This is a genomic window from Arcicella aquatica, from assembly GCF_034928825.1.
In the GTDB taxonomy this organism is placed as follows: Bacteria; Bacteroidota; Bacteroidia; order Cytophagales; family Spirosomataceae; genus Arcicella; species Arcicella aquatica.
Genome location: NZ_JAYFUL010000001.1, coordinates 457,596 through 479,979, shown reverse-complemented (window position 1 = coordinate 479,979; position 22,384 = coordinate 457,596). Strand labels below are relative to the sequence as shown.

14 protein-coding genes are annotated in these 22,384 nt (G+C 37.6%); 2 read left to right on the top strand and 12 right to left on the bottom strand.

Annotated elements, in window-relative coordinates; all coding sequences use genetic code 11:
- Nucleotides 1-5 precede the first annotated feature (5 nt).
- From VB264_RS02050 to VB264_RS02005, 10 genes are all read right to left on the bottom strand, one after another.
- Complete coding sequence (locus VB264_RS02050) at nt 6-236, bottom strand: serine hydrolase (protein WP_323246327.1); 231 nt, start codon at nt 234-236, stop codon at nt 6-8.
- Between the two features lie 215 nt (nt 237-451).
- Entirely contained in the window at nt 452-1,450 is a 999-nt protein-coding gene (locus VB264_RS02045; protein WP_323246326.1) for a DUF4382 domain-containing protein, read from the bottom strand.
- A 500-nt stretch (nt 1,451-1,950) separates the two neighbouring features.
- Nucleotides 1,951-2,904 (bottom strand): pectinesterase family protein, encoded by a 954-nt coding sequence (locus tag VB264_RS02040; RefSeq protein WP_323246324.1) that lies wholly within the window; start codon nt 2,902-2,904, stop codon nt 1,951-1,953.
- Nucleotides 2,905-2,934: 30 nt separating this feature from the next.
- Nucleotides 2,935-7,728, bottom strand: a complete 4,794-nt coding sequence (locus tag VB264_RS02035) for a pectinesterase family protein (protein ID WP_323246322.1) — start codon at nt 7,726-7,728, stop codon at nt 2,935-2,937.
- Between the two features lie 55 nt (nt 7,729-7,783).
- On the bottom strand, nt 7,784-8,851 hold the full coding sequence (pelA, locus tag VB264_RS02030) for a pectate lyase (protein WP_323246320.1): 1,068 nt from the start codon (nt 8,849-8,851) through the stop codon (nt 7,784-7,786).
- 75 nt (nt 8,852-8,926) lie between these two features.
- Nucleotides 8,927-10,588, bottom strand: a complete 1,662-nt coding sequence (locus VB264_RS02025) for a DUF4957 domain-containing protein (RefSeq protein ID WP_323246318.1) — start codon at nt 10,586-10,588, stop codon at nt 8,927-8,929.
- A 129-nt stretch (nt 10,589-10,717) separates the two neighbouring features.
- Complete coding sequence (locus VB264_RS02020) at nt 10,718-12,532, bottom strand: RagB/SusD family nutrient uptake outer membrane protein (protein WP_323246316.1); 1,815 nt, start codon at nt 12,530-12,532, stop codon at nt 10,718-10,720.
- A gap of 79 nt (nt 12,533-12,611) precedes the next feature.
- A complete protein-coding gene (locus tag VB264_RS02015) occupies nt 12,612-16,229 on the bottom strand; it encodes a SusC/RagA family TonB-linked outer membrane protein (protein WP_323246315.1) in 3,618 nt (1,205 codons plus the stop codon).
- Nucleotides 16,230-16,410: 181 nt separating this feature from the next.
- A complete protein-coding gene (locus tag VB264_RS02010; protein ID WP_323246314.1) occupies nt 16,411-17,448 on the bottom strand; it encodes a FecR family protein in 1,038 nt (345 codons plus the stop codon).
- Nucleotides 17,449-17,554: 106 nt separating this feature from the next.
- A complete protein-coding gene (locus tag VB264_RS02005; protein ID WP_323246313.1) occupies nt 17,555-18,142 on the bottom strand; it encodes an RNA polymerase sigma-70 factor in 588 nt (195 codons plus the stop codon).
- Nucleotides 18,143-18,588: 446 nt separating this feature from the next.
- On the opposite strand from VB264_RS02005, the gene VB264_RS02000 reads away from it, so the two are divergent.
- Complete coding sequence (locus VB264_RS02000; protein WP_323246312.1) at nt 18,589-19,758, top strand: pyridoxal phosphate-dependent aminotransferase; 1,170 nt, start codon at nt 18,589-18,591, stop codon at nt 19,756-19,758.
- Nucleotides 19,755-21,689: a DsbA family protein gene (locus tag VB264_RS01995; RefSeq protein ID WP_323246311.1), complete on the top strand. Its 1,935-nt coding sequence runs from the start codon at nt 19,755-19,757 to the stop codon at nt 21,687-21,689. Before VB264_RS02000 ends, VB264_RS01995 begins: the two co-directional genes overlap by 4 nt.
- Before the next feature lie 25 nt (nt 21,690-21,714).
- Here VB264_RS01995 and VB264_RS01990 read toward each other — a convergent pair whose 3' ends face one another.
- On the bottom strand, nt 21,715-21,852 hold the full coding sequence (locus tag VB264_RS01990; RefSeq protein ID WP_323246309.1) for a hypothetical protein: 138 nt from the start codon (nt 21,850-21,852) through the stop codon (nt 21,715-21,717).
- A gap of 21 nt (nt 21,853-21,873) precedes the next feature.
- Nucleotides 21,874-22,326, bottom strand: coding sequence for a DUF1569 domain-containing protein (locus VB264_RS01985; protein ID WP_323246308.1), 453 nt, complete (start codon nt 22,324-22,326; stop codon nt 21,874-21,876).
- Nucleotides 22,327-22,384: the final 58 nt, after the last annotated feature.

Genomic DNA, 22,384 nt, shown 5'->3' with positions numbered 1-22,384 from the left:
CAACACTACTTCCCATAAACCAACTCTCCAATGTTCTGCACATTAAACATCACACCCTCCTGTGAATTGCCAAGAAAGGCAATGATGATATCATCGTCTGGGTAAATGATTAAATATGAACTACTGCTAAATGAGTCGCCAGCGTGATACCAGATGCGATGCCCATTTTTGTCTTTACCTGTGTACCAGCCTATGCCATAGCCTGTTGGTTGTTTGTCTGTGATTTGATTTGGCAATTCCGAAATTGACGTAAGGAATTAATCTGTTATGCATAATACATCGTGTTAGCTTGTAAAAAAATGGAAAAAGATCCTAAGTCTGTCATTTTAAACACGATATTTTGTAGAAAGAGAATACAAACATTATTGATTTAACATTATACAATGAAAAAAACTCAGCAAATACCAATTAAGCATTTACTGAGGTTTTTTATTGAACGAATGATGTATTATTATAAGCCAATCACACCTATGATGGATACAGATAATGAAACATTAGTATTAGATTGTACTGCAATAGTATTTAAATCTAATGCACTCGATACATTCAATAACGCATTTAATGTAAATGAAGAATTAGCATCACCTGAAGGCTTGTAAGAAGCAAAGTGTATTTCATAATTACCTTGTTCCAAGAACGATACTTTGAAATTACCGTTTCCATCAACTATTGAGCTTGAAACAGCATTTTTAAATTCTATTGAACTATCGCCTTGTCCTTTCGCTTCAGTACTAGGGTTAAATTCTCCTTTTTTATACACGTATGCTACCACTTTTCCCATCATCGTAGAATTATATCCGTTTGCATGACCTGTGATAGTACCTGTTACGCTTTTGTTAACTACTCTAACTGATGACTGCAATTCGCCGTAAGTAACAAATGAATAGTTTTTCTTAGCATTTTCTTGATAAGTTTTAATGGCTTTTCGTAAATCGAAATCAACCATTAAATCAGTAGTACCAGTTTCACTAATAGTAAAAGGTTTGCTATTTACATCAAGCGAGTTTCTAGCATTTCCTGAAATAACTAACTTACTTTTAGTCCCGTCTACTTTAGAGATATACGTACCAGGGGCATTACCAGCTTGGTCTTTTTCATAGTCAAATACAAACGTTAGTTTACTATACGTACCAGTTTGGAATTTGCCATCAACCAATGTCAAGAAATTACCATTGTTAAGTTCAGCAATGTTTACTGTTTTTGGTCCTTGAAATCCATCATATCTTTTTCCATCTAATCTTACTTCTGTAATGGTTACAAAAGCACCATTAATTTCGGCATTGTCAATCGGAGCATCAGTAATACCTACTTTTACTTGTCCTTTTGGCGCATTAGGGTCTTGTTCAGTAGCTGCGGGCGTTACGTTATCGTCATCTTTACTGCATGACCATTGTAATGTAATAATTCCCAAAGCCAATAAAGCATACATAAGGATTTTTCTAGTTTTCATAAGACATTAAAGTTTAAATTTGGACGTTTGATTTTTAGGGTTTTTAGTCAAAGGTTTTTCTGATTGCTGCTCTTGTGCAGTGTCTAATTTGCCTGTTTGTCTAATCAACGTAAAAGAAATGTACATGAATGGAGGAAATACCTATTGATGTGATACCATGAAAGGGAGACGATGTTTTTATAAATATTTGATTATTAATTATTTATAAAAAATGACTAACGTGGCACTTCACATCATTGTGTGATGAAAAAATGAAGTTTTAAGGAAGCAATCGTTTTTGAAAGGAAAATCAAACAACATGAAAATAAATAATAAATTGAGGAGAAGTGAGTAAAAAATGGGTAATTTTTAGGACATACCTGAGGAATATACTGGGAAGAATGGGATAAAAATATAAAAGTTCATTCAAACAATAGATAAAAATTGCTTAAATGAACTTTAGCATTGAAGAATAATGAGTGTGAAACAAATGGATACTTATAATATAAAACTTTGGTACGTTAATCTACCTTCCAATCACCAAAAATAGCTTCTTTGCTGTAGCCCTTAGCTTCTTCATCACTTAACTGATGTGCCCACGGAGTTCTTTTGCCAGTATTTGCCCCTTCGCCTGTGTTTTTATATTCAGCAAAATAGCTTGTTTGTTCATTGCTTGCTTTATCCCAATTGTGCCACCCCTCTGGTCTTATTTGTTTGCCAAGGTTACATTGTATGAATACTACTTTAGCAAAAGGTCTCCAAGGTCGGCCTAAATAAAAAGTGTTAGCCTCGGCATCTCCTGTAATGGTACACTTTTTAAAAACATACCCAAATGCTTTATTTTCTGGTGTCGAAGCTGCTGTTAAGTAACCGTTTTTCTTGGCAAACAAAGTGCATTTTTCAAAGAGAGCAGTAGATGAGCCAAAGATAAAATCAACAGTTCCTTCTATATAGCAATCGTAATAGTATTGTCTGCTTTCGTGCCCATACGTATAAAGGGTATCTTGAAAACCTAAGAACCTGCAATGTTCAAATTTGGCTTTATCGCCCTTTACCCAAATAGCTACTGCTTGACCTACTGGCCCAGCTGAGTTTTGAAAAGTGATATTTTTAGCTGAAAACTCATTACCAAACACATAAAAACTTGCCGAACCTGTTGTACCTTTTTCTTCGCCAAAAATATTCTTTTTCTGTGCATAATCATCATAACTAAGAATGGTTTCAGGAAGGCTTTCTCCTATGAATTGCACCATAGCTTTTGATTCAGCCAGTACTAATTTTTCTTTATAAATACCTTTCTTGATAAAGATTGTCGTAGGTTTCTTCCGAAAATCAGGTACAGCATTGATGGCTTCCTGAACGGTTTTGAATTGTCCTGTACCATCTTGAGCAACTACAAAATCATATTGCTGTGCCTTCAAAATATTGGCTATCAATAACAGTAAAAAGCAGAGAAAGACACTTTTAGTTTTCATAAATAAATACTTTTGATGTAAGCTTGATCATTAATTTTTGATAAACTTCAACACTTCCCGATAATCACCATTGAGATATTCAAGGAAGTATGTTCCTGAAGATAGGTGATTGAGGTCTAAAATAGTTGAAGTACTATTAGATTGTGTATTGACACTCTGAATTTTTTGTCCAGAAGTCCCTAAGATAGTTAAAATTGCTTTGGCTAAAGGATGGAAGACCGTTAATTCATTTTGTGATGGATTAGGACCAAACAATATTTTCTTAACAGGTTCTTCTTCTATTCCCAAAGGGCTACTGACTATTCCTTTCAACGCTAGCATTTTAGTACTCATACCAGACGAAGCATGACTAATCTCTCCTGTAAAAGTACCGATAAGCTTTGCTGTCAATTTTACATAGATAGTCGTTTGCGATAATTTTCCTGCGGACGGAGTAAGCTTCAAGGTTGATGCCGCATTTATCCATGTAGCATTATCAATAGAAATCTCGAAATGAGGAGGAGGTGTTAATATTAGCTCTCCGAGAAAATTATCCCCCGTTAGACTATAGCTTTGCGTAGCTACTGACAAACCTATCAGATAAGTAAAGTCTTGTAAATTTTGTGAAATTGTTAGGGTAGGAGCAGAGGCTGTTAAAATGGCTTTTATCGGTAATGTAATCGCATTCAGCCCTGTCGTAGCATGAATAATATTACCAGTGTACGTACCAGCAGTATTGATGCTTGCTCTTACATAAATAGTGGTTTTAGCTACTTTTCCAGCAGACTGGGTTAATTTTAAAACCCCCGTTGAAGTAACCCAAGTAGTACCATCTTTTGAAATTTCAAAGTTGCTCGGTGCCGTCAGGCTAATATCATCGCTTAGGTTCTCGCCTGCAACCGAATAGGTTTGAACGGGCGAATTACTGCCAACCATATAAGTAAAATCGGTCAGAGACTGAATAATATTGAGCGTAGCAGGCTGTGTCTCCTTGGTTGAGCCTAATAAACTTAAATCTTTGATTTTGGCATAACGACCAGCACTTGAACTTCCTGTACTAAAATACATACGGATAGTTAAAGAATCGCCAGTAGCTAAGTTAATGCCATTGGCACCATTTAGGGCTATTTGGTATAAAGTAACGGTGGCACTTGGCTCTGATACTGGAATAGCAGGATTTGCAAAGGAAGCATTAGCCGAACTAAGCATAGGCACACCAGCTATTAATCCACCAGAAACGTCAGCAGAATCTGATTTAAAGCCTGTTTTTGAATAAACCACTGCAAATTTACCTGTGGCAGCGGCATATAAAGCCATTTTTAAACTGATTGAGTCTACTTTTATAGCATAGCCAGTGGAAGCTTTAATAGTAAATTGTTCATAAGATGAACGGCTCAAATTATTGCCAAAGCCTCCACCAGCGGTAGTCCAAAGACCACCCCCATCAGTTGAAGGAGCAAAAGCTTGTCCATGTAGTGCTGAATAAGCAGGAATTACAGAACCATTTGATAAACTAAGTTTTTTCAAAACAGGTTTGCCCACTGTTATGCCTTTGGCTCTTAGTGCCGAACTATCAGTGTCTGAAATAGCCATTGACCAATAAGCCAATCGTTGAGAAACAGGCAAGGCATCTATTTGGGTAGTACCATTTACTGTGATTGATTTACTGGTTGCTCCAGTACTGGTGTGTATAATATTTCCACTGAAAGTCCCTGCCAGCGTACTATTCAATCGTACTTGTATATTAGTAGAAGGGATACTGCCGTTTGTTGGAACAATGCTTACACTACTTTTAGTATCAACCCACGTTTTTCCTCCATCAATTGAAACCTCAAAATTAGTTGGAATGCTGATGTTAAGCTTATCAGCTAAATTTTCAGCAGACAACGTATATACTTGTGCTGAGGAGGCTTTCCCCAAACCCTGAATAAAATCTTTAGGTGTTCCTGCTATCGTGATGGTTGGAACACTAGAAATGGTTAGGGTATCAGAAACAAAATCTTTCAAACCCGTTTTGCTTATTTTTAATAAATAATAATAGGTTTTCCCTGCCACAGGAGCGGCGTCTGTTATGCTAAAATTTATCAGGGTATCGGTAGTAGCCACTGTTTCACTGATTTTGGAAAAGCTAACCTTATTGTCAGTACTTCTGTATAGTTCATAGCGGAGGTCTTTCATCGCCCAAGCAATGTTCCATGAAAAAGTAGTAGGAGTAGAGAGGTTGGCTCCTTTTATCGTTTTGATATTGACAGCTACGATTTCAGCTTTAGGAGTTGTACAAAAATCTGTGGCGGTAGTACATGGATTCCAATCACCAAATATTTTGGTATTGTCGTAATAGGGTAATGCTTGGGCATCTGTCAATTGTTTTGACCATGATAGTCTTTTGCTAATATCTGCCAATGAGCCATCATAACGCCTGCTTTTATATTCCGCATAGGTAATCAAAGCTGTATTTGTACCACTATCCCATGTTGACCACCCTTCTGGTTTTACTATTTTGTTGCCATAGATACTATTCAAGAAAACCACTTTGTTGTATTTTTTCGCTACATCAGCCGTAGAAGCATCGTTTTGCCAAGGTCTGCCCAGTACATAAGCAGTTACGCCTGTATTAGCAGGCAAAATGCAATCCCTGAAAACATAGCCATAATTTTGAGTATTAGGCGTGTTAGCGGCAGTGATATAGCTCCCCGACAATTTATCGACACGATCTTTGGCATATACGATACATGAATCGAAAACAGTAATGGCACTTCCGAAGATAAAATCAACAACACCGTCGATATAACAATTTTTAAAGTATTGTCTTTTACCGTCTCCATTACTTAATACAGTATCTTGTCCACCTAGAAAAATACAGCTTTTCGCTACATTTTTATCTCCTTCCATCGAAATAGCCAAAGCTTGTGGGGCATCGCCTGTAGTGTTTTCTACTGTCAAGTTTTGTAAATAACAATCGGCTGCTTTGATGGTTAATGTTGCCGAGGTGCTTGTGCCGAAGGTTCCACCCGCAGGATTTACTTTTCCAGAATAGTCATTCCAAGAAATAATAGTTTTAGCGGCACTTTCACCAATCAGATGAATAAAAGTTTTGTTAGCAACGATAGATACCTTTTCAAGATACTTCCCATTTTTGATAAAGATTCTATAAGGTTTTGTGCTATTGACAGGGGCAGCATCAATAGCAGCCTGTATCGTCTTGTATGAACCAGTACCATCATGGGCAACGACAGCATCATAACCCATTAAATCTATGATGACAGAACCACCAGCGATTTCGCCTGTACCTGTATCTTTATTAATACCATTCAAGAAATTCTCTAAATTTGTATAACCATTTGTACCTACTGAGTTTCCATCACTAGCATTGTTGGGATTTAGTCCATTGGCTATTTCCCAAAGGTCGTCCATTCCATCTTTATCAGCGTCTTTATACGGAGTATTTGAACCATATTTAGGCACCCCTCCCACATCCGAAGGACTATCAATAATACCAGAAGGATGACTTACCCCAGTATCTTTGATAGTAGCATAGGCCGCACCTTCATAAGTAGCTGTACCATAAGTTGTCTCTCTTACAATTCGGGCATCAATGCCATCACGTCTAGGAAGTATAGCTCCTGCACTATCCAACACAGATAAATACGCAGCTTCTGCTGTTTGTGTACGCACAGGTGCGGTTGCGAATGGCTGACTTTGTCGGGCTACTGCTAGTAATGCATCAGCCTTTGCATAGCCGTCTTTTTGTACACCCTTTGCCCAGTTGTCTGCCGATACATCTGGATAACCCGCTACTACATTCCCATTGATATAAAATTTACCGCCCCACGTAGTATCTGTTTCATTATCTACTACATAGCTCGAATAATAAAGAAGGCGGTTTCTTTTATTTGAAGCAGAACTAACCGTAAGACTTCCCGGAGTGGCTGGCCCTGGTTTATAGTAATTATTGACCATATTTATTCTACTGCCTTCGCCACCATAAGACGAATTAATGTTTCCCCAGTTATATAATACGTTGTTTCGATAGTCAACTAATTCCTCTGAGGCTGAGTAAGGAATATACCCTGGACGAGTACCGCCAAAGCGTGGATTTCTGGAAGTATGGTGTGCAATTAAATTATGGTGGAAAGTAGCGTTAGCCCCCCCCCATATTCCTCCGTAGCCGTGTTTGCCTTTATCATGTTTTGAATTAAATAAACTTTCGCTGAGGATACACCACTGTAAAGTAAAATTGCGAATGCCATAAAATGAGCCTGTTTCGTCAATTGACCAACTCATTGAGCAGTGGTCAACAATGATGTTTTCAAAAAGATGATTCCAGCTGTTCATGGCATCATCATCTACAGCATTGTCATCCCCAAAACGGCAACGGATATAGCGTATGATGACATCCGAAGCCGAAATATTTACGGTATAGCCCGTAATACAAATACCCTGACCGGGGGCGGTTTGTCCAGCAATGGTAATATTACTTTGTTTGATTTGTAAACGGCTTTTCAGTTTTATTTCACCTGATACTTTGAATACAATTGTTCTATTAGGCTGACTGATGGCGTCTCTTAAACTTCCTGTGCCAGCATCGTTGAGATTGGTTACTTCATAAACAGTACCACCACGACCACCTTTGGCAAAACGACCACCACCTTCGGCAGTGGGAAATGCCAGTTGTTGTGCATTGAGTATCGAAGAAAAAAACAAAAGGAATATCACAGACAAAAAAAAAGCTTTTTTGTTTTCACTAAATAGCAAAGAAGTTTTCATCGTTTTTTCAGGAAATATGTTTTCCGTTAAAAAGGTTAAAGATGCTTTTGAAGATTGTTTTGTTCCCTGCTTTGTCATTTGTTAACAAAGCAGGATGTGTTTAAATTGTTGTAGTGTAGTTTTTTTACAAAAATTATTTTTTATCCCACTTTTTAACCCAATTAGGGTAGTCAACCGCTAAAAGTTTAGCTGGCCAAATGCCGTAATAAGCATAGCCAACTCTTCTTTCATTTTCAATATCTGCTAACGTAGCTCTCGGTACGCTGTCTCTACCAGTAAAGAAAGGGACATTCGTTTCATAATTATAGAACCTTGCCCAGAGCGTAGAATTAGGGTCTGATTTAACAAGGCGGTCTTTACCTTTAGGAAGCGATGGGTCTTTTACCTCCTCTATTTTGATACCTACCAATTTTACAGCATCTAACCAGCTTACAGCCGCATTGATAGCTCGTTTTACTTCGGGAGAGGGATTGTCAATGCCCATTAAAAAATGGATAATTCCCACTGTTTCAGCACCACTTAACGAAGGTAATTCAAACTTACGGGCTTTAGCAGGAAGCAAAGTCACTCTGTCATGTTGAGCACACCATGCTGTAAGTTTACCATTTTGTTTGTATTGGGTATTCAAGATACAAGCAATGCCTTTTTGTACTGCTTCTTTAGCCTGTGGTCTTAATGAAGCATCTACTACCTCAAAATTATTTTTAGCCTCCGCAGTATTTCTCAATACATTCATCACATCAATCATGGCGTTATCATTGTAAGTGATGTGCTTGTGATAGCCTGAAGTATCAGGAAAGAATTGTCCCCAGCCACCTGCTTTATTTTGAGCCTCCAATAGATACTTGATACCTCTTTCTGCCGCTTGGATATAAGCTGGATTCTGCGTTTTCTTATACGCACCCACTAAAGTACTGATTTCGTTAGTCGTAGCTTTATCATCGATTGTAGTATCATATACTTTTTTCTCTGATAATAATTTTGCTTTCAAAGTACTTGAAACCGTCAAGTTATAATTGATAGCATCACCGCCTGGCTGTGGCCAACCTCCGTTATCTCTTTGGTACAAAAGCATTCTTTCCGCTACAGAATCTTGAGGGTAAGCAGTTGTTTGAGTATTTTGGATTGGTTGTACACTTTTGCAAGCAATCATCTCAAAGCTTACTAAACAAGCAACACAAAGTAGGATTTTATAATACATGATTTTAGGGATATAATATAAATTGATTAGTAGTTTTTAAAAGGGATTTATTTTAAAAACTACTAATCAATCAGGTTATTTTACTCTCCAACGAGGGTCGCCAGTGTCTTTACGACCAGCGAAGGTAGCATCTTTGAAGTTGAAATTTAAACCAGAATAAGGGCTAACCCAAAGTTCTGATGCCTTTTTTGTATAAGTAAACGATGGTAAACCCGAGATTTCAGTACCTGCTACAAAACCAAAGTCACCTGTAGTATAAGTATTCAATACCGTAAAGTTAGTAACATCTAAACCAGCAGATTTTCCACGGACTGTCAAGACTGACGTACCTGCTTGGTCCCAAGCGTGTCCCCAAATACAGTTAGCTATTTTAATGCCATTTGTCACATTACGTAAACCAACCGAAGTACCACGCCAGTTGAATAAAGAACCGCCATTTGTCGCAATTTCACTCAAAGTACAGTCTTCAATAACAACAGAATTTGAATTTTGACGAGATGTCAAGAAAATGTTGATTTTGCTAAATGTACTGCTTTGTAAAATAATGTTATCAACCGCCGCATTTCCAGCTCCGTCTGTATCAGTTGTCAATACCCCATAAGTACCAATCTGATAAACGATAGAGTTTTTGATAATAAAATTGTTTACGAAAGCTTTTGCTCTGATACGCAATACCCCACGCATATTAGAGATAATACAATTATCAAACGAAAGTTCTTTCACGGTAGTCAATGTAGCAATGTTAGGGTTGAAAATATAACTACCACCAATATCAGCACCAATAAATTCGATATTACTAAAACGGATATAGTCTAACGTTACGCCAGCACCGATATTCCCACCACCTGAAGTAGTAATGATTGTTTTTTGCTCGCCAAAACCATAAGCACTTGTTATGGTAACTGATTTAAGAAAATTGTTAGTAGGCATTACATAAGTAGCCCCCTTTTTCAAGACAATAGTTCCACCTTCAACCACAGTCAATAAAGCCGCATTCAGTGCATTTGGGTCATCGCTTTCTGATAAGTCTATTACGTTAGGGCTACTAGTATCTACTGCACGACTGATAGTTGTATAGTTATCCCAACCTTTTACCGTTCCATCAGCACTATAAATAGCCAATTGATAAGTAGTAAGCGGATTCAATTTTTTAATAATAGTACTTCCAGCCTTTTGGTCTGCTTCAGATACATCGTATTGAGCCAATGGCGTAGCTAGTTTCAAATCTGTTTTAGCAAAAACCTTTACTTTGGTAATGGCTACACCACCTGTCGCCCATCTTACTCTAGCGGCTACATCAATCACATCGGCAGCAGTAGGCGTCACCATGATACTTGGGAATTTTTCTGTCCTTACACTACCTAAATCCGAAACCTTACTATCAAATTCTGCTTTAAGAGCGTGGGCTTTTGCACGAACTTGATAAGTAGTATTCCAATAGAGAGATTCGCCTTTTAATAAAGTTTGGTCAACCACTACATAGTTAGTATCAACTTTAAAAGAGTAATCAGTCGTTTTGAAAGTATCTCTACTTACTTCTACTGTATAGCCTGTAGCTGCTTTAATATTACCCATATTTACGATAATGGTATTATTTTTAGCAGAAAGTTCTTTGTTCAAAACAGGTCTGAAAAGACGAGTTTCGGCGGTAATTTCATCTTCAGTTTTGCAAGCAAAGAAAGCCCCTAAGCTCACTAATACTACTGCTAAACTTTGTTTTATATGTGTTTTATTCATGAGTATTTCTTTGTTTATTTTTTTTAGTGATGAGTTGTGTGTTAGTGAATTATGCATAAACGATTTTAACATTTAAAATATATTCAATGAATTGTTCACTAATTCACAACTTATACATTCACCATTCTCTTAAAACTGGTATCCATCGTTCAGCAATTTTCCTTGGCTGTTGGTAATAGCTTCTGCCGGAATAGGGAAAATGTATCGTGCTATACCTGGTACTGGTCCATTATAATACTTATCCCAATCTTTCGTAATCCAATCTTGATAAGTAGTAGCTGTTGGTTTTAAGCTAGCCAAAAAGGATACTCTTGTCCAAGACGCATCTGGAATGCCAACATATTTACGGCTTGGGTTCAATACTTTGAAATTGCCACTTGCATCTCTTTTCCAGTACATATAGTCTGGCAATTCAGCATATTTTCCTGTACCTGTCAGTGCTGCATCAGCCATTTCTTTAGTAGCGTTTACAGTCTCTTGTGTTTTTTTTGCATATAAATTCCAGCGAATCAATTCATATTTACGAATCATTTCACCACCAAATTCCCAAGCTCTTTCATTTACAATTGCATTAAAGAATGCTTGTTTACTTCCCGAAATGTTCGTTATATAGCTAGTCACTTTTTCTGGCCAATATTTCGAATCAAAAGCTCTTTGGCGTACTCTTTTTAACGCTTCTTGTGCAATAGAAGTCGGTCCATTGATTTCATTTTCTGCCTCAGCCAACATCAATAATACATCTGAATAACGTAACATTGGCCAGTTGATACCCGTACCTTTAGCCGTAGAAGCACCCGGAGCTTTATCCAAGAACCAACGACTCCATTTCCCTTGAGCAATGTTCATCGAATTGTTTACAAAAATAGCTTGCCCACTTGTATTGATTTTGTATAAGGCACAAGTTACATCACGACGAATATCAAGGGTATCAAAAGAGAAATAATAGGTAGGAGGAATAGCCATATAATTACTACCTGACCCATAACTATGTGCAGCCGTTGTACCACCATCTACCGTAATACCGATGTTCCAGCCCACATCGCCATTGCCATTCGCAAAGGGTACTTCAAATAAAATATCACTGTTGGTTGGTGTTACAAACTTAGATTCATTCAAAAATACTTGTCTGTAATCGGTAGGTAATGGGCGGTCTTTTAGCGTAATTAATTTTTCAGAATACTCTTTTGCAATTTTATAATAGTCTAAGTAATCTGACTTACGTTCCATTGCCAATGCAGGAGTAAGGTAATAACCTCCTCTTTGTAAGGCTAAACGAGCAATCATGCCTAAGGTATATTCACGGTTAATTTGCTCAATTCCGTAGCTAGTTTGGTCAGCCCACGACATCTTTCCTTCAATATCAATCAAATCTTTAATAACCTGTCCTAAAATTACGTTGCGGTCTTCTTTCGGTAAAAAGAAATCATTACCAGCTTTAGGTGCCTGACGCACGTTTGGCACATCGCCAAAATAAAATGTTAACATACTATACCAGTAAGCACGGATAGTATACGCTTCACCAAGCATGTTATACATTTTTTTAGAAGTAGCAATATCAGTAGAATTTAATGCCGAGCTTGCTTCGATACCTTCGATAGCAACATTACAGTTTCTGATAGCGGTATAGGCCGCATTCCACATAATACGCAAGTCACTATTGGTTGCCACAGCAGTTAAATCCCAAATTTGGTAACGGTCTGCCGTGCTCGACCAACCACTTTGGTGTTCGATGTCGGTATTGCCCGTCATATTGTTCGAAAGTCTTGAACGAAAAGCATCTTGTCCGAACGACTCATAGATGGCATTTACTCCCTTGCGGGCATCATCTACGTTTGAATAAATATAGTTTGTATCGAAAGTTGATAGAGAATCTGGTTCTAAAAAGTCTTTGCAGGATGTCATAAACATAGACAATACCGCGAGAATTACTAATTTCTTTTTCATAATTATTTACATTAACTGTTCGTAAAAACGTTCAGTGATTGATGTTGATTACCACTATTAGAATAAGTGTTACAATTAATTAAAAAGTAATATTTACTCCGAAAGTATAAGAACGGCTTCTAGGGAAAGATGAATAATCTACGCCCGGTGTTAAGCCCGAATAGGTACTTCTTGTCGTACTTACCTCAGGGTCATAGCCAGAGTATTTCGTCCATAAATAAAGGTTGTTACCCGTAGCATAAACTCTTAATTGCGACATACCAAGTTTTGCAATCCATTTTTTAGGTAAAGAATATCCAATGTTCAAGTTGTTCAAACGGATGAAAGAACCATCTTCTACTGCCCAGTCGCTCATTACAGCTTGTGCATCTCCAAAACCTAAAGGAGACCATATCGTTTTATTAGCATTTAATTCTGCCAATTGATTTAAATCAGTTACGATTTCACCCGGCGTTCCTGTATATTTTCCGTCAACGTCAAGGTAAGTAAAACGATTATCGATGCTCATGTCGGTCGTTAGGTTACCGTAAGTAACACGACGGAATTGATTGTACTGAATTTTTCCTGTGTTGTACACACTATTTCCATACGACCAGTTGAAGAATATTGAAGCATCAAGGCCTTTATAGCGACCATTGAAACCAAAACCACCCTGAGCTTTTGGAAGCGTATTACCAATTACCTTACGGTCTAAGCTATTAATGACGCCATCACCGTTAAGGTCTTTAAGTTTCATAAAGCCTGGTCTGATAGCGGTATTACCAGTAGTTGATGTAGAGTTGGTCACACCTTCTTTTAGGATATATTTTTTTGTTGCAGGGTCATAACTTGAAAAGTCATTAGTTGTATAAAAGCCATCAGATACGTAACCATAGATATCACCCAATGTTCCACCTACTTTTACATAAAAGTCATCTTGTTCTCTTAAATCAGTACTTGCCCAGTTTGATTGGAAGAAACGTTCAGTAGTACCATCCAATGCTTCTACTTTTGCTCTGTTTATACCAAAGTTGAAATTGGCAGAGAAAGAAACATCAGCTTTGTCGATGATATATCCAGTAAGTGATAGTTCGATACCTTTGTTTGATGTACTACCCACATTGTTCCATTGTTTGGTAAAACCAGAACTTGACGGAATCGCTGATTGAAGTAATAAATCTCTAGTAGTATTTTGGTATAAATCCAAACTACCCACAATGCGTTGTTTGAAGAAAGCGAAGTCAAGCCCTAAGTTTTTGTTGATTGTGGTTTCCCAAACTAGATTAGGGTTGTACAACGTAGTTCCAGTTGGCGTATAATAAACGTTATCAACATTACCAAAACCAGGTCCACGGAGCGTAGTAGCCTCAAACAATAATTTTGTAGCGGTAGCATCGATACGGTCGTTACCTGTTGCACCATAACTTGCACGGATTTTCAACTCGTCTAATCCTTTTATTTGTTTGAACAATTTAGTTTCCGACAGTTTCCAGCCTAATGCCAACGCAGGGAATAAACCTACACGATTTTCAGCACTGAATTTACTTGAAGCATCTGCTCTAAAAGTAATGGCTGCCAAATAACGGTCTTTGAATTGGTAGTTGATACGACCAAATCCAGAAACACGATTGATATCAGTATTTTCAGTAGTAGATTGGCGATCTGTACGACCGAATGACATATTCGCAAATAGTTCTTCTGGCGTAATAGATGCTCTAAAATCTTCTGTACGAATAAAACTTTGATTTCCGCTTGTAGCATAAACCTCATGACCTAATAAAAAGTCAAGTTTATGCGCACCCAAACTTGGCATTTGGTAGCTTAATGTATTTAACCAACGGAAAGAATCGTTTTCATTCACCGTTTTTTCTCCGATAGGTAAGCTACTACCATTGTTGAAAGACTCGCCTGTTAATGGACCATAGTATCGTAAAGATTTATCAAATTGTTTAGAACCAGTAATGGTTGATTTTAAATTAAGGTCTTTAAGAATTGCCCAGCTCAAACCTGCGTTAAAAACATAGTCTTGTGTAGTTTTTTTACGCCAATCTTGCGATACTAATTTTTTAGGGTTAACAAGTGCTAAAAGGAAAGACGCAAAGTCGTCGTCAGTACCTGCCGTACTTAAATCAATATCCAATTGGTCAGCAATACCGTTTGTTGGTCTTGTCTGAACAGCATCTTTGATATTTAACTGAGCCGAACCTGAAGTACCAGCACCATCGACAACCGTATTTGTAACACGGGTAGAGGCATCAAACTTTAATTTTTTAGAAATAGTTTGGTTGATTTTAAAGTTGATAACGTTACGAGTATAGCCCGAGCCCGTCAAAAGACCTTGGTCAGTATTGTTTGTTAAGCTCAAACTCATCGTAGTGTTTTCGTTACCCCCGCTGATGCTTACGTTATGCGACTGTGTAGTACGTGGCGCACCAAAAAGTTCGTCTTGCCAGTTTGTACCTTTTTGGTTTTGATACAAATCGTAGTCGCCATATTTTCCAAAAAACTTCTCCATGTTGGCAACATCAGTAGTAGTCTTCAGTTTGGCTCTTTCATAGTTTACCAAAACGTATTCATAAGGCGAAAGCACTTTGTAGGCTCTGTCAGAAGGCAAAGTTTTAAACTGCATAAAACCATTGTATGATACCGTAGTGCGGCCTGGACGAGGCTTTTTAGTAGTAATAACCACTACACCATTTGAAGCCTGAGCACCATAAATAGCGGTGGCGGCAGCATCTTTTAATACGTTGATACTTTCAATATCAGATGGTGGCACATCTTTGATACTACTTACAATAAAACCATCCACTACATACAAAGGCGAATTATCTTGTGTGATAGACCCACCCCCACGCACACGAATAACAACATCAGCATCGGGCGAACCATCGGTAGTCACTACACTTACCCCAGCCATACGGCCAGTCATGGCTTGTGCAGCACTTGTGATAGGAATATTCTTTAAATCTCTTGCCGACATACTCGCTACTGACCCCGTATTGTCTGTTTTCTTCACCAAACCATAACCATCACTTACGACAGCTACTTCGGCCAACATACTGTTGTCTGGTGCAAGCGAAACATTTACTTCTGAGCGACCATCTACGCTTACCTCCTGCGTTTTCATACCAATGAATGAAAACACCAAGACTGCACCTTTTGCCACAGAAATACTGTATTTCCCTGAAGCATCCGTGGTTGTACCCGCAGTAGTACCTTTTACTTTTACCGTTACGCCAGGAAGTGTTTCGCCTGTCTCTGAATCCACCACTTTACCTTTAACAGTAGCGTCGGCGGATATAGTCGCCGTGGGCATGGGTAACTCGATGGTGGAGGGTAGCACTACCTTCTCCTCAGTCATAGGCGTTAATATAATGGCGTTGTGTACAACTTTATAACCAATATTGAGCGGTGGTAAAAAACGGCTCAATATGTTTTTTAGGCTTTCATTATTAGCCGTCAAAGTAAGATTGGTGGCTTGTGCGAAGCTGTTTTTAGAACTAAAAACAAAAGACACGCCAGATTCCTTCTCAAGTTCCTTGAGAACACCTTTTATTGTGCTGTTTTTTATAGAAACAGTCACGGTTTTGGCTAAAACTTCCTGCGCGTTGGCTTCTTTGGCATAAGATGCCACCATGAAAGCTATAGCAATGGCCAACTGAATGACAGTCATCCTCATGATTTTGAAAAATGTTGTCTTAATAAAATGTTTTTCCATAAATTTGCTTTGTACGATTTTGTGTTTGAAATCTACGTTACTCTTTAATCACCTAGGAAATGATTGGGGTAATTCTTGGGCTTGGGTGCTAGTAACACTTCAAGCCCTTTTTTTTACTAATTTGTATTGATTGTTTTTACTTTTCTGAGTACACTACTTGATGAAAAACGTTTGTTTAGGATTACAAACAGCCTTCACCGATAATCGTAATTTCATTGCCTTCTATCTGATAAGTTGCATTGATAGAGCTACAGATAATATCCATGATAATAGGCAAACGTTGGTTGTTGAAATTGGCAAACAATTCACATTTCCGAATGTCCATGTTTGGTGTACGGATGGTCATTCCATATTCTTGTTCTAATCTTGCTAAAACCTTATCTAATATTACTTCATCAAAACTGATACTGACAGGTTCCCAGAGTTGTCGATGTTTGCTTTTCTCAAGGGTCAAATCATGGGTTTCTAACGTGTTTTCTTCTTTCTGAATCACTACCTGTTGTTGTGGCGTAATGATTACTTGGTTGAAACGCTCGCTATTTTCGGGGTCTTGATATTTTACTTTTACTTTGCCCGTCACTACCGAAACCTCATATTTTGCATCTTTAGAAGAAGCTATCACATTAAAACTTGTTCCTAGTACTACCACATTCAGTCCTTTGTTTTTTACATAGAAAGGTTGTTCTTTATTCGGTTTTACATCGAAAAAAGCCTCGCCTTCTAAATAGACTTCTCTGGTAGCAGCATTTTTTACAATCTTGTACAGAATCGTCGTAGCTGGATTCAACCACACCTTACTACCGTCAGGAAGCGGTAATTCATGAATGGCTTTAGTAGTATTGGTAAACGATTGCCAAAGGGCAAGTTCTTGTTGGGGAACATCCCTGAAACCAACCATTGATTGCATATCCGAGTCTTCTTGGGGTAACCATAACCAACCCCATACCATCAACAAGCTAGCTGCAATAGCCACAACAGACCAAACAAAAGCTTTACGTTTGAATAAAGGAACAGGCGTTTGTAGTGTTGCTTGAGATTCGTTTATCTCGTTTTGTAATGTATCCCAAATCCTATCTTCAAGTTCAGGCGCTTTAACGATGTCTTGCTTATCATCGAAGGCGTTGTACCAATCCAGCAGTTTTTTGATTTCATCAGGAGTATATTTTTGTCGGAGCGAATTGATGATTTCATCATCATCCTTGAATTCACCTTGGTTCATGTTTATTTTTATTTTTTATTAATAAAATACTATTTACTCCTTAACCTAGATGTCGGTCAAGAGAAATAGTTCCACTACTTGAATATGATTTTTTGTTAAAATAATTTTAAAAAAAGAAGAAAAAGAAGGGGAATAGCATATTTGGGCTGATAAATTCAGCCATCCGAGACTTCAATAAGCGTAAAGCTTTGGCAATATGGTTTTCTACGGTATTTTCTGAAATACCCAATTGAATAGCAATTTCTTTCTGAGATACGCCTGCTCTGCTCAATAAGAATACCTCACGGCATCTTTCAGGTAATACCACAAGGTTTTCTTGATACAAACGCATGGCATCTGCATAAAGAATATTCTCTTCGGTGATGTTAGAACTCTGGTCGATGTGTAATTGATAATCCAGAAAATTTTGTTTGACAGTATGGTGATCAAGGGCATCTAAAATCCTGTACTTTACACTACGCATAAGGTAGTTGGGAAGGGAGTCAATCTGAATTTTCTGACGATTGAGCCAAAGGTTCAAAAACAAATCATGGATAATATCCTCGGTTTGTTGGGTGTCATAAAGCCTACGTTTAGCTAATGCATATAGCTTTTGGAAGTATCTTCTGTAAATTTCCTCAAAAGCAGCTTCATTGTCTTCCAGCAAAAGACCGAGTAATTCTGTATCACTTGAAGCTTTGAGGGGTCTGTACATAAGAAAAGTAATAATTATTATTAAAAAAATTATTTTCAAAAGTATGATTAAGCAATTACAATATCCAATGTTTTAGCTTAAATTTTTACGCAATCGTTCCCGACAACGTTTCCATATCATAATTTCGACCAATTCTTCATTTATATTTATTCATAAAATCGTCCAAAATGATATATCTTGTCTTATAAATAATACTCAACCAATGAAATGGGCTTTATTAACAAACCTTTAAAAAATTGTTAAGCCAGATGCAAAACAAATAGTACTACAAAATACAGCTTATGAACAAATGGTAATTATTGAAAGAAAAGTGGGCATAATATTGTAAATTCTACATTTATTCAACATATTTAGCATCCAAACAATATTTACAGGCTCCAAAACTATATTTGGGGTTCTTTGATATAATTCAGCAAGACTAGAATAAACCGCCAACCCAACATTCAATGTTTGATAGTACCGCTGTTAATTTAGAGATTTTAAAACAACGTGCATACAATTTAAGATGGGCAACTGTGCCACAAGGCGTTATTCCCCTTACAGCAGCTGACCCAGATTTTCCGAGTGCTCCAGAAATTGCGGAGGCTATTACGCGTTTTGTAAAAGACCGTTATTTATGTTATGGCCCGCCTGATGGTCTGCCAGATTTTAAAGAAAGCGTAGCTACTTTTTTTCAGGATAAAAGGAATATACCTGCTAAGCCAGCCTATATTTTTCCAGTGGATAGTGCCGCTTTTGGTATTTTTGTGATATGTCAGGCTTTTCTATCGCCCAATGATGAAGCCATTATATTTGACCCTGTCGATTTCCTTTTCAGATATTCTGTAGAAACAGTAGGAGGAAAGGCAATTTCTTTTGCCATTCCTGCGGGTACAGAAAAGGTTGATTTTGAAGAGCTTGAAAAATTAATTACACCCAAAACACGCTTAATTTGTTTGTGTAATCCGCTGAACCCAACGGGGAAAGTGTTTACTAGAGAAGAACTACTGCAACTAGGGAATATTGCTTGCAAACACAATTTGATTATTTTGTCAGATGAAATTTGGAGTGATATTATTTACAATCCACATACCTACACAAGCATAGCATCCCTTGATGAAGCTATTCGGGAACGAACTGTAACCGTTACTGGTTATAGTAAATCATACGGTTTAGCTGGTTTACGGATAGGCTCGGTGATGGCCTCCAATCAGGCACATTTTGATAAACTTATCAAAGTGTCATTACACCAATCTACCGTACATGGAGCCAATGTAATTGGACAAATAGCAGCTACTACCGCCTTGAATGAATGCGACTATTGGTTGAAAGCCTTTGTTGAACATCTACACCACATGAAACAACTTTGTGTAACAGAACTCAACAGCATGAAAGGTGTAAGCTGTATTGCTCCCGAAGGGTGTTATGTAGCTTTTGCTAATATTACGGGAACAGGCAAAACCAGTAAAGAAATTCACGAGTTACTCTTGAATGAAGCCAAAGTAGCCGTTGTTCCTGGACTAAAAGAATGGTTCGGTGCAGGTGCAGATGGATACATTCGTTTGAGCTTTGCTACATCAAATGAAATCCTTACTCAAGCACTCACACAAACTAAAATAGTATTAAACGCATTATGAAAGTAGTAATTATTGGCGGAGGAGTTGCAGGCCTAACACTGGGACTCTTACTCAGAAAAAATAATATAAATGTTGTTGTAAACGAGAAGTTTAAGCAAATGACTACACGTGGACATGCATTTTTAATGCACATAGATGGATGGTCGATTTTAAATGAATTAAATGCCAATACTGAAATCAATCTACCCGGAGAAGAAATCGGGGCTTTTAGTTTAAATAAGCAAGATGGAAGACAAGTAAAAAAGCAAAAACTGAATCTTTGGCGTTGTATTAAACGCAAAGACTTGATACAGTTTTTGTACGATTTGTTTCCGAAAGAACAACTAAAAACAGGAAGAATATTCTCTCATTTTATTTACGAAAACGGCAAAGCCGTGGCTGCTTATTTCACCAATGGCGAAATAGAATATGGCGATGTTTTTGTAGGAGCAGACGGCGGAAACTCAGAAGTACGTGAAGCAATCTTAGGGGCTGTCAGTTATACAGCCGTGGAAGTGAAGGAAGTGGTAGGGATTTGTACAAATGAAAAACTGGGGACTTCGCACCAAAATATATTTACAAAATACCAGAGCTGTAACCGTGGGCTAAGCTTTGGGATGATTCCTGTCTCAGAAAAAGACTTTGTTTGGTTTATGCAATATAGCGTAGCTGAGGCAGATTGTAATCAAGGTTGTACGCCCGATGAACTCAAAGCATTTTGTAATTACCAATTGGCTGATTTTCCACCAGTCGTGACGGAATTATTATCTACGAATGATTTCAGCACGAGTTATATCTGGAATACCCGTGATTTTGGTTTACTTCCTAAATTCCATGCTAATAATATAGTATTGATTGGAGATGCTGCCCACTTGGCTTTGCCTTTTACCAGTGCAGGAACAACCAATGCTATCTTAGATGCTAAAAAACTGACTGAAAAGTTGTTGTCATTAAATAATATTGAAGAAGCTTTTCAGGCGTATTATGACGAACGCAAGGATGATATTAAGAAACATATCTATTTAGGTAGAGAGCTAAAAGAGCTGTTTTTGAATCCTCTCGACGTAGATGGCGATAAAATGGTAGTGCCGTTGATTACAAAAAAGGAAGACAGAGATGCCCATACTCAAAAACTAATAGATATTCAATATTTCACCGACCCTATTTGTTCTACTTGTTGGGTAGTGCAACCATTACTCAGAAAGTTGAAGTTAGAGTACGGAGCCTATATTCAGATTGACTACCGTATGGGAGGTTTACTGCCATCATGGGATGAATACGAACGTGGGTCTATTACTAAACCTTCGGATGTAGCGCCACATTGGGAAGAAGTATGTATGATTCATGGTATCCCGCTTGATGGAGATATTTGGATTGAAGACCCATTGCCATCTTCTTATCCACCTTCTATTGCTTTCAAAGCTGCCCAGATGCAAGATGCAGATTTGGCTTTATTATTTTTGAGACGTATCAAAGAAATGTTGTTTCTTGAAAAGAAAAACATTGTTGATATGGCTTATCTGGAAAAGGCAGCCTTTGATGTGGGATTAGATTCTGCACGTTTTGTGTATGATTATGAAAATAAAGCACAGGAAGCTTTTAAAGAAGATTTAATTTTAGCCCAGAATATGCAGGTGGGTGTATTGCCAACGCTTATCTTTAGAAATCTTGAAAATGAACAAATCATCAGTAAAGATTATCAAGAATATGAATATTTAGAAGGTATCATCCATCAATTGGTGCCTCATGCACAGAAAAGAACGTTTGATACCGACCCGATATTCTTGTTTACCAATTTCTCGACGATGACGAGTAAAGAGTTTTCGTTTTTAAGTAGTACTTCTATGGAAGAGACTAATGGAACGTTAGCGGATTTGTTTGAAAAGGGATTTATTGATAAATATGAAAGCAAAAACGGAATAATTTGGAAAAGTAAATTGGCAAATTATTAGTGATAACATCTCAAAAATAGGAATTTTAAGTAATTGTAGCGGTAACCCTTGCGGTTACCGTTTCTTTTGTCGGAACGTCGGCAACCGCAAGGGTTGCCGCTACATGACACCTAAGGGCATAAGCTGAAAGCCGACGACCGATAGCTGGCGACTCATCACTCAAAATTCACAACTCACAACTCTTCTAAACTCCAAACTGACTAAGGTGATGGTCTAGGTGTTTATAAAACATATTATTCCATTCTTGTATGGTTAATACTCCGAAGGAGTGTGATTCTTTGCCATTGAAATAGTTTTCGCCTAAGGACAATGTTTTATTGATATGGTCTTTCAAACGAGTTTTTTCTGCTTCAAAATCTTTTGATTCTTTGATGATAAATATTGGTGCAGTAGGACTATTTTTCTTGTATGGTTTTTCGCTAACAACGGTGTTTTTAACCATTAATTTCAAAATAGTCTTCATGAAAAAATTCGGCTTTGGGTATTTGTCTTCATATATAAGTTCGTAGGTAACATTGCAATGAGCCAACATTTGCCCAACATTCATTTTACCCCATAGTGCTGTGGAATCGGGACTTAATTTGTCGATGCGTGCTAGAAGCTCGGCGGTTTCTGTTTGGTTAAATACACTTTTCATTATCTGTCAATTAATTTAGGATGGTTTACATTTCGTTTTTATAAAGATATGAAAAATA